Source organism: Bartonella vinsonii subsp. berkhoffii ATCC 51672 (genome assembly GCF_902825225.1).
In the GTDB taxonomy this organism is placed as follows: Bacteria; Pseudomonadota; Alphaproteobacteria; order Rhizobiales; family Rhizobiaceae; genus Bartonella; species Bartonella berkhoffii.
In genome coordinates, this window is the sequence record NZ_CADEAK010000282.1 from 1 (window position 1) to 398 (window position 398).

At 41.5% G+C, this 398-nt stretch carries 1 pseudogene; it reads left to right on the forward strand.

Going from position 1 to position 398, the window contains the following annotated elements:
• Nucleotides 1-398 (forward strand): annotated as a pseudogene (locus tag J7R10_RS09275) (phage portal protein); the annotation flags it as partial.

A 398-nucleotide genomic window follows, 5' to 3' on the forward strand; every position in this document is an offset into this window, starting at 1 on the left:
AGGCATGGGTCTCTGCGGCTATAAGTTATGGGATTAAACCCTATCCTCGCATTGAAGGGTTTCAAGAAGAAAAGAAAAAGCTTTTAGACTTATGGTGGCATTGGGTTGATGAAGCCGATTATGATGTAGTTACCAGCTTTTATGGGCTGCAAGCAACCATTGCACGAGAGGTCTTTTTAACCGGAGAGTGCTTTGTAAGATTGCATTATGTTGATCTCTACGGATGCTCTGGTGTACCGCTTCAATTACAAGTTTATCCCACGGATATGTTGGACCTTTCCTACAATGGACCGGCTGAGATTGAAGGTAATTACATTCGTATGTGAATTGAATTTAATGCCAGTGGTAAGCGCGTTTCTTATCATTTTTGGAAACATCACCCCTATGATGATTGTTCT